Annotated in this window: 7 protein-coding genes and 1 pseudogene; all 8 read right to left on the reverse strand. The window is 62.8% G+C overall.

The window, feature by feature from the left end:
* Positions 1-139 precede the first annotated feature (139 nt).
* Positions 140-972, reverse strand: a pseudogene (locus GRZ55_RS22665) (IS3 family transposase); the annotation flags it as partial.
* A gap of 518 nt (positions 973-1490) precedes the next feature.
* On the reverse strand, positions 1491-3386 hold the full coding sequence (locus tag GRZ55_RS22670; protein WP_169289223.1) for a cation-translocating P-type ATPase: 1896 nt from the start codon (positions 3384-3386) through the stop codon (positions 1491-1493).
* A gap of 227 nt (positions 3387-3613) precedes the next feature.
* Positions 3614-4012 carry a cupin domain-containing protein gene (locus GRZ55_RS22675; protein WP_169289221.1) on the reverse strand — a complete coding sequence of 133 codons (399 nt, stop codon included), beginning with the start codon at positions 4010-4012 and terminating at the stop codon, positions 3614-3616.
* Positions 4013-4108: 96 nt separating this feature from the next.
* A complete protein-coding gene (locus GRZ55_RS22680) occupies positions 4109-4303 on the reverse strand; it encodes a hypothetical protein (RefSeq protein ID WP_210257498.1) in 195 nt (64 codons plus the stop codon).
* 764 nt (positions 4304-5067) lie between these two features.
* Positions 5068-6261 (reverse strand): IS91 family transposase, encoded by a 1194-nt coding sequence (locus GRZ55_RS22685; RefSeq protein WP_169289222.1) that lies wholly within the window; start codon positions 6259-6261, stop codon positions 5068-5070.
* Positions 6262-6273: 12 nt separating this feature from the next.
* The gene (locus tag GRZ55_RS22690) at positions 6274-7161 is read right to left on the reverse strand and encodes a tyrosine-type recombinase/integrase (RefSeq protein WP_169289224.1); all 888 of its coding nucleotides are present in this window, start codon (positions 7159-7161) and stop codon (positions 6274-6276) included.
* 422 nt (positions 7162-7583) lie between these two features.
* Positions 7584-8783 carry an IS91 family transposase gene (locus GRZ55_RS22695; protein WP_094462466.1) on the reverse strand — a complete coding sequence of 400 codons (1200 nt, stop codon included), beginning with the start codon at positions 8781-8783 and terminating at the stop codon, positions 7584-7586.
* 3 nt (positions 8784-8786) lie between these two features.
* On the reverse strand, positions 8787-9695 hold the full coding sequence (locus GRZ55_RS22700; protein WP_094462465.1) for a tyrosine-type recombinase/integrase: 909 nt from the start codon (positions 9693-9695) through the stop codon (positions 8787-8789).
* Positions 9696-9948: the final 253 nt, after the last annotated feature.

A 9948-nucleotide genomic window follows, 5' to 3' on the forward strand; every position in this document is an offset into this window, starting at 1 on the left:
ATCGCGTACCCTGTGTTTGCTATGGATGAGATCATTTCTTGACCGCAGAGCCCGTCTGGGCAACCTTATCAAGGTATCCGGACAGCCGGATGCCACACGACCTGCTGACCTAAGCAGCCAGAATTTCCCGACATAGGACGTTGTCGGAACGAACATGGCCGGGCACACCGCGCAGGATGAACAGGTCCGACAGGGCGTCGATGACGTCGGTTGAGTTGAGCTTGCGAGCGATGCGGATCGCCAGGCACTCCCGGGTGAACTCGTCGATGATGTTGAGCATGCGGAACTTTCTGCCATCGTGGGTCCGGCCCTCGACGAAGTCATAAGACCAGACATGGTTGGGGTGCTCCGGCCGAAGCCGGACGCACGATCCGTCATTCAGCCAGAGACGACCTCTCTTCGGTTGCTTCTGGGGAACCTTCAGCCCCTCCCGCCGCCAAATGCGCTCGACGCGTTTGGCGTTCACCGTCCAGCCCTCGGACCGCAACATCGCGGTGATCCGACGATAGCCATAGCGGCCGTAGCGCGAGGCCAGTCGGACGATGTCAGCGGTGAGCGCCTCTTCATCCGGCCGGCCTTTGGGCTTCTTGCGCTGGGTCGAGCGATGCTGGCCGAGGGCCTTGCAGGCGAAGCGCTCCGAAACGGAGAACTTCGCCATCACATGATCGACGCAGCGGCGACGACGGGCGGGGCTCAGTAGTTTCCCCGTGCAGCCTCTTTCAATATCAGCTTCTCGAGCGTCAGGTCCGAAACCGCCTTGCGCAGCCGGTCATTCTCTTTCTCGAGTTCCTTGAGACGCTTCACCTGGTCGCCCTTCAGGCCACCAAACTCCTTGCGCCACCGGTAATACGTAAACTGCGTCACCCCGATCGAACGAACAGCTTCGCCAACCGATCTTCCTTGCGACAGCAGAACATCGACCTGGCGCAGCTTCGCGACGATCTCTTCGGGCTTGTGCTTCTTCTGGGGCATTCCAACGTCCTCTCTAACGGCCAATAGCCTACTTAAGGGAGGACCACTTTTCAGGGGGCAGGCCACGACGGTGTGGTGGCAAACGTCCACAATTTCGAAATCCTCGCTACCAAGTAATCTCGAGGTGACTTGAGAAAGAAGTGCCCGGTGCAATCCATCGGGCGCTTTGCTGTTTGAATTTAGATTCACGCCAAAGCGGCCGTGCCGGAACTGGCAAGCGAAGCTCGCACTCGCCTCCGGCTTGGAAAGGGCGGCTATCGGCGGGAACATGTCCGCGCCTTCGCCCAACACGCCGAGATCGCGGACGACGCGATCTACATCGAGGGCAGCAAAAAACACCCTATTGAGGACGCCGGTAGCCACCAAAGGAGGAAAGTCGGCGGGAATCGGCGTTCCCGGTTTTTACCAAAGTGGCGGAGGGAATGGGCCTGACGTCCAACCTTCTCTGGGCCGGAAACGAGTTGAAGTCGTTGTCTTCAACCCGCGCGCCGCGGGATTTTTCTGCGATAGGCATGACGTTAGACGGGGGCGCTGATGCTGTCGACCGTCACCACCTGATCTGGTGACGCTGACTTGTTTTCGTTGCGGCGGATGGGGTCCCTCAGCAAACGCAGCCCGTTGAGCACCACCAGAACCGTTCCGCCCTCGTGACCGACCACCGCGAGCGGGAGAGGCAGCTCGAAGAATAGCGCGCCTGTCACGAGAATGACCATGGCACCCATGGCGAAGGCGAGGTTCTGCCGAATGATCCTCGCCGTGCGACGCGCCAGTCGTTGCGCGTCGGCAAGCCGTCCCATGTCTTCCGACAGAAGCGCCACATCGGCTGCCTGGAGCGCGACGTCGGAGCCCGCAGCACCCATGGCGATCCCGACATCGGCGCGGGCCAGCGCGGCGGCGTCATTGACCCCGTCGCCGACGAAGGCGACCTTGCCTCTGGCAGCCAACTCCCCCGCCATCCTGACCTTGTCCTCCGGCAGCATGTCGGCATGGATTTCCTCGGGCTTCAATCCGAGCTCTTCGCCAATGCGCAACGCAACCGGACGGCGATCGCCGGTCATCATGATGATTTCGGTGACCCCACCTTCCCGCAATGCGGCAAGCGCCGGCGCAGAGGTCGGGCGGGCCTGATCCGCGATGGTAACAGCTCCCATCACCTGCTGATCCCGCCCGAAATAGATGACCGTCTCGGTGTCCGCAGCCAGCGCCTTCAGCATCGGGTGATCGATGGAAGCGTCCATTTGCGTGGCGAGGCGCGGATTGCCTGCCCACAACTGCCTCCCGCCGTCGTCGCCGACGATGCCGGCACTCGGCCGGGTGATCACGTTAAGTACCTTGGCCGGTTCAACACCGCGGCTGACGGCTTCCTGCCGGATGGCTGCGGCGCTGTGATGTTCCGAGTGGGCCTCAAGTCCAGCCAGCAGCGAGAGGAAGCGTCGCTCATTGCCGTCGAGCGCCACCACCTTCGTGATCGAGGCCCTGCCGGTCGTCAGCGTTCCCGTCTTGTCGAAGGCGAAGGTGTCGACCGCCGCCAGCGTCTCGAGCGCGGCGCCGCCCTTGAACAACACACCTCCGCGCGCGGCAGCCGACAGGGCGGAAAGAATCGCGGCAGGGACGGAGATCACGATCGCGCAGGGGCTCGCCGCCACCAGCAGGGTCGCTGATCGGTAGAGCGCCTCCTCCCAGTCGCGCCCCAGCCAGTAGAAGGCGGCGAAGGCCAGGACGGCTCCGACCATGACCGCGACCGTGTAGCGTTGCCCGAACCAGGAACTGAAGCGCTCCGACGGCGCCTTGGCCGCCTGCGCCTCGGTCACGAGCGCGATCATGCGGGCAACCGTGCTTTCCGCGATCGTCTTCGTCACGGCCATCTCGAGCACGCCGTCGAGGTTGACCGTCGCCTCGAAGACCGGGGCGCCGGGTTGCTTGGCGACGGGCATGGACTCGCCGGTGATATGGGCTTCATCGAGAGAGCCCCGGCCGCTGACGATCACCCCGTCCGCCGGAACCCGCGCGCCAGGCCGCAGCACCACGACGTCATCCACCTGAAGATCGGCAGCAGGGACTTCCGAGACTGACTCGTCCGGCGCCTTGCGAAGTGCCGTCTCCGGCCGAAGCTCCATCAACGCCTCGATGGCCCGGCGCGCGCGGCCGAGCGCCCGTTCCTCCAGCGTCGTGGAGATGCTGAAGAGCGTCAGCAGGACGGCGCCCTCGAAAGGCGCCCCCACGGCCGCAGCCGCGACCGCTGCAACGACCATCAAGAGGTCGATGTCGAGGATCCGCTCCTCCCACAAGGTGGCGGCCGCCCGCCAAGCGGCTGGCAGTCCGCCCGCTAGATAAACGAGCAACAGACCTGCGAGGGAAAAGTACGCGGCGGCGGCACCCTGCAGCGGCCAAAGAGCGAGTATGGCCAGAAGCATCCCAGCGACGGTCAGGACCGTCAAAACGAACGAACGATCGATCTCGAATGCTTTTCCCACTTCATCTCCTAATCGCGGCGCAGGCTCTCATGCCGAAACTATGCTTCCGGGCGCAACAACGCGCGCCGCCCGCCGTAGCGACGAGATCATGAACGTTCGACGATGGTCGCCGCTGGCTCCTGTCAGTGAGACTGGTGCCGGTTTCCGACAGAGTCGGCAAAGCCGAGCTATTCTTCGGTCGTCTTTCCGTCGAAGTGCTCGTGGGCAGCGTCGGCTTCGCCTTTGGTCGAATGGACGACGCCATCGACATGTTCGGGAGGACTGTAGATCGTGTAAAGCCTGAGGGGCTCGTCGCCCGTATTCCTGACATTGTGTCGCGCGCCCGCCGGTACGATCATCGCCATGTCCGACTTTATCTTGTGTGCGGCGCCATCGATCAGGATCTCGCCTTGCCCCTTCTCGACACGGAAGAACTGGTCGCCACCGTCATGCACCTCTTCGCCAATCTCTTCGCCGGGCTGTAGCGCCATCAGGACCAACTGCATGTTCCTCGCCGTATAGAGGACCCGCCGATAGTCGGCGTTCTCCTCGGTCAACTTTTCGATGTCATCGACAAATCCGTGCATTAATCTGCTCCTTCGTTCATCAGCTTTGTACCAATAATCTGGGTCGAATCTTGATCGCGTTCAAGCGAAAGGCTAGTTGTCGTCGGTGGGAGGTATTTAGCAAAGATCATCCTTCCATCCGGTCCGCGTGGCATCGCTGGAACTCCGTCCCTCCAGCACAGATGCTTCCTTTGCCAATTCTTTGGCCATGAAATCAAGGAACGCACGAATCCGTGCCGTCTGACGCAGATCCTCATGGGTCAGAAGCCACAGATCGAGCGTGAAGTCTTCCGGCAGCGCGGCCACACGCACGAGATCAGTTTCAAGGTCGGCAAGCCCGCAAGGTAAGGGAGCTAATCAACTTAAAGCTGTTCACCGAAAGCGCGGCGGTTAACAGGTCCGGAGAATACCGGCCCGGAGAGAACGCGTGTGCGCCCTTCGGGGCGTGGGCCAGTTAAGGGCCCCTCCCGCATAACCCCCGAATACAACGGAAAAATCCGGCCGGAGCCGGATCGGGAGAACGCTTTCGCGAGGGCAAGTGGCGGACCGGGTGGGATTCGAACATATACGCCGAAGTAATCGGCTTGCGCTTGGCTACGCCGTGAGCAATGTCGGCTTTCGGGACGCCGCAAGCGGCAGTCGAACGGCCGGAAAGGTGGCGCATTGCGGTCAAAGTACAGTAGCCTGCTGAACGGCCGCTTTCCCGGCTTGGGCGCCCAGAAGCGGTCGGGCAGCTTGCCTGAAGGTTTTTCGATGCGGGCCTTAGCGCGACGTCGGCCGCTGGCGTTGGCGGCCCGCGTTGACAAACCTTGGAAGGAGGAAGCCGCGGGATCTGGGCGGGACCTATGGGGAAAGCGCGCGGGTGCGGACGTCTGTCGGGGAGTTTGCCGCTGACGGCAGAAGCAAACGGGCCGATCTGAGGGCGTGCGATGACATGATCGGAAGCAGGTCTGATGGCCTCCTTGCTGTCGCGTTCGACGGTCTTGCGGTGTTCAGCGTTATGTGGGGCAAACCGATGCCATCCCGAAGCGCCGTGTCTTTCCGGGTCAGCTTTGGCCGTTGTGACGGGCACCTCGTCATGCTGCCTGCTGCCTTGGTGGGGCACGGGATCTCGGCTTCTGGCCGCGTCGGAATATCTCGACAATGCGCATCGGACCGCCGCAGTCGGGGCATGGCTCTTTCAAGGTGAGCGGTATGATCTCGGCGCTTGGCGGATCATTCTGTCTGGCGGTTTCGGCTCCAAGCAGATCGCGGATTTTTGCGATTGTGGTCTTGCGACCTGCGCTGGCCAGAAAACCATAGTGGCGGATGCGGTGGAAACCGTCGGGCAGGACATGGATCAGGAAGCGCCGGATGAACTCGTCGGTGGCCAGCCGCATGACCTTTTGACGGTCGCCGTTCTTGATCCGGTAGTCCTTCCAGCGGAAGGTCACCGTCTCGGCATCGGCGCTGATCAGGCGGTTGTTGGAGATGGCCACGCGATGCGTGTAGCGGCTGAGATAGGCCAGCACGGCCTCCGGCCCGCCGAAGGGAGACTTGGCGTAGACCACCCATTCGGATTTGCGGAAGGGGGCAAGCCAGGCGGCGAAGGTGTCAGCTTCAGCCAGCCCGGCCAGATCACCGAAGAAGACCAGATTGCGTGCGCTATACAGCGCCAGCAGCCCTTCGATGAACAACCGTCGAAACAGCCGCGACAGGACCCGCACGGGCAGAAAGAACCCTGGACGGCAGGCGATCCAGCGCGTGCCATCCTGCGACAGGCCGCCGCCGGGTACGATGATGTGCACATGCGGGTGATGGGTGAGCGCCGAGCCCCAGGTGTGCAGCACGCTGGTCATGCCGATGCGGGCACCGAGGTGGCGTGGATCTGCAACGATGGTGGTCAGCGTGTCGGCCGCCGCCCGGAACAGCAGCCCATAGACCGCCTCCTTGTTCCAATAGGCGATCTGCGCGATCTCTGCCGGCAGAGTGAAGACGACATGGAAATATTCCACCGGCAGCAGATCGTCGATCCGCGCCGCCATCCAGTCGCGCGCGGCGGGTCCCTGACACTTCGGACAGTGCCGATTCTTGCAGGAATTGTAGGCGATGTGCTGGTGGCCGCATTTGGCGCAGGCCGCCACATGCCCGCCAAGTGCCTCCGTCCGGCAGGCCTCGATCGCCGACATGACCTTGAGCTGGCTCAGGCTGACATGCCCCGCATTGGCCTGCCGCCACGCGGGCCCATGGGCACGGAAGATATCAGCGATCTCCAGCTTCGGCCGGGCCACCCCGGCGGCGTGTCATTCCAGCCGACGCATAAGGGTCTGATCCTCCAACTGCTTCAGGTGCTCGAAGGGGCTGATGGTGTCGCGGATCGTCTTCGTGGCGACATGGGCATATCGGGCCGTCGTGCTCAGCTTGGCGTGTCCGAGCAGAACCTGGATCACCCGTACATCCGTGTTGGCCTCCAGAAGGTGCGTGGCGAATGAGTGGCGCAAGGTGTGCAGCGTGGCGGGCTTGGCGATCCCCGCCTTGTGCTTGGCCGAGGTGAAGGCTCGATTGAGCTGACGCGGCGATAGCGGATTGATCTTCGGCTTGCCGGGAAACAGCCATCCCTGCGGCCGCGCTTCCCGCCAGTACTCGCGCAGCAGATCCAACAAGGCCGGCGACAGCATGGCCTTGCGATCCTTGCCGCCCTTGCCTTCTTCGACGTGGATCAACATGCGCTCGCTGTCGATATCGATGACCTTGAGGTTGCAGACCTCTGACGCCCGCAATCCCGCGCCATAACTGATGCCGAGCGCCGCGCGATACTTCAGACCCGGCCCAGGAACCGCAGCCATAAGCGCGGCGATCTCTTCGACGCTCAAGACCACCGGTAGGTTACGCGGTTTGCGCTGAAACTGCATATGCCGCTTCATCTCTTCGCGACCGCAGGTCACGCCGAAGAAAAACCGCAGCGCGACAATCCGGGAATTGAACATCCAGGGTGACACGCCGGCATTGGTCATGTGCAGCTGATAGGCGCGCAAATCGTCGGGTGTAGCGAGGTCCGGAGATCGCCTCAAAAACCCAGCGAAATCCTTGATGGCCCGAATATGGGCCTCCTGAGCCTTGTCGCCCATTCCACGGATACGCATGTCTTCGATCATGCGCGCGCGCAGTGGGGTGGTCCTCTCCTCCTTCATAGGAACCTCCTGTCTGATGATTGAGAAGACCCCAATCGTCAAGCCAGGAACCCTAGTCACAAAGAACCACGGTCGATCAGCAGGCGCACCGCTTGTCACAAGCGCCATTGCCGCGCGAGCGGCTTAGTCCATCCTGAAGAGTTTCGGCTGCCGATAGGCGCCCGAAAGTCCGGGAAGACCGAACCCGCGAACCACGGGCTGGACGCTATGGGTTTTTCTGGATTTGGCAGGTTCGGAGGCCATCGTCAGGTGATAGCGGATAGGCGAGGTCTTGGGCGTGTGGTGTGATGGAGAAGCCGTTAAGGCAGAGCGTTCGGTGACAGATGTCATGGAGCAGGCCGGTAATGGCGATCCGGCAAGCGACCGGCGCGAGATTGTCTGCGGGCCGCGATGGTGGTGTCGCGGTCTGGTCTGGTAACAGCTCATGCCCGGTCATGAACGCTCTCCCGGGTTGATGGCCGTACGTTCGGCGGTGCCCGCGGCTGGCACCACGGTGCGAAGGTCTCGATGATGACCATGGTGCCGCCGCAGCAGGGGCAAGGTGGGCACTGGTCTGCGGTCTCATCGGTCGCTGGTTCTTGTGAAGTTGGCATCAATCCAAGCAGTTCGCGAGCCTGAGCGAGGCAGTCCTTGCAGACGGAGCCGGCGAGCAGGCCGTAATGTCGGATACGATGGAAGCCGCGCGGCAGTGTGTGAAGCAGAAAGCGGCGGATAAACTCATTGGCGGCCAGGGTCATGACCTGCTGCCGTTCGGCGCCTTTGCGACGATAGTCTTTATAGCGGAAGGTCACTTCGGATCCGTCGAACCCGAGAAGGCGGCTGTTTGAGATCGCAACCCGATGGGTATAGCGGGAGAGATAGGCGAGCACCGCCTCAGGTCCGGCGAAGGGCGGTTTGGCATAAACAACCCAACGCTTTCTTCGGACAGGTGCGAGGTGGCGGACGAAGGCGCGATGGTTGTGGAATCCCGCCATCTTGCCAAAGAATGCGAGCTTTCCAGCACCATGGAGTTCGAGCAGCCGGGTCAGGAACAATCGCCTGAACAGTGCGCCGAGCACACGGACCGGCAGCAGGAAGGCCGGGCGCGACGATATCCATTCTCCATCCGGCGTGAGGCCGCCACCGGGCACGATCATGTGGATGTGGGGATGGTGGGTCATGGCCGAACCCCAGGTGTGAAGCACGGCGGTGATGCCGATGCGGGCACCCAGGTGCTTTGGGTCGGCTGCGATGGTCAACATCGTCTGCGATGCCGCCTTGAACAGCAGGTCGTAGGCCAGCGCCTTGTTGTGGAAGGCAATGTCGGCGACTTCGGTGGGCAACGTGAACACCACATGGAAGTAGCCGACCGGAAGAAGGTTGGCCTGCTGGGCTTCCAGCCAGGCGCGTGCGGCGGCGCCCTGGCAGCGCGGGCAGTGCCGGTTGCGACAGGAGTTGTAGGCGATCCGCTGATGCCCGCAGTCTGAACAGGCCTCGACGTGACCGCCAAGAGCTGCGGTGCGACAGGTCTCGATCGCGGACATGACCTTGAGCTGATCCAGGCTCAAATGCCCGGCATGGGCAGCACGGTAGTCACGCCCGGCCGCTCGGAAAATATCGGCGACCTCGATGGTGGTGCGCACAGCTCAGGGGCCGGGTGGTGCCTCCGCCGGAACGAAGATGCCCAGCTTGTCGAGCGGACTGATGACGGACCGCACCGTGCGCGTGGCCACCTTGGTATAGAGCGCCGTCGTCTCAAGCTTGCTGTGCCCGAGCAGCACCTGGATGACCCGGACATCAACGCCGTCTTCCAGAAGATGGGTGGCAAAGCTGTGCCGCAGCGTATGCGGGCCGACGCGCCGGGTGATCCCGGCCGCCTGAGCTGCCTCGACCACGACGCGATAGAGTTGCCTGGTGCTGATCGGCTTGAGCGCGTGCTGGCCCGGGAATAGCCAGCCGTCGCGGTGTAGCACGCCCTGGCGATCGCCGTCCCGCCACCATTGACGCAGCAGGGTGAGCAGGTCGGGCGAGAGCATGGCGTTGCGATATCGTCCGCCCTTGCCCCGCTCGACCCGGATCAGCATGCGCTCGCTGTCGATATCGCGCACCTTGAGCATGGCGACTTCGCCGACGCGCAATCCGGCGCCATAGGCCACCGACAGCGCTGCCTGGTGCTTGAGCGTGGTCGTCGCGTTGAGCAGGCGGGCGACCTCGTCGCGGCTCAGCACCATGGGGAGGTTACGTGGACGGCTCACCCGCACCAGCTTGCGGGCCAGGTCGGGTCGATCAAGGGTATTGGTGAAGAAGAACCGCAGCGCCGACACCACGCTGTTCATCGTGGGCACCGGCACACCTGCCTCGCTCTGGGCCAGTTGGAACTGGCGCACATCCTCGGTGGTCGCTGTGTCCGGCGGTCGCCGCAGGAAACTGGCGAAGCGCTCCACATCTCGGATGTAGTTGCGCTGGGTCGCCACCGAGAAATGGCGCATGTTCATGTCGTCGATCAGCTTCTGGCGCAGCGGGCTGACAGGGGTGTTGGGAAACGGCGTGGTCATCGTTCGGCTCCTGGGTTGAAGGAGCCCAGATGGTCCGCCTGAACCGTTCGGCGCTCAATCCAGTCGCAACATATGCCGCATTATCATGACCCCACCACGCGCTCCCCTCCCGCGCAGCGGGTTCGTTCTTCCACCCCATACTCGCCTTCTTCAAAGCGCTCTGATTATGCCGAACTGCCGCATGGCCGACAGCAGACGCAGCAGCCGCCGAACTCGGCCATGCGGCATAATCCATCTTACGGCATAATGGCCC

It is taken from the genome of Chelativorans sp. ZYF759, from assembly GCF_012911015.1.
In the GTDB taxonomy this organism is placed as follows: Bacteria; Pseudomonadota; Alphaproteobacteria; order Rhizobiales; family Rhizobiaceae; genus ZYF759.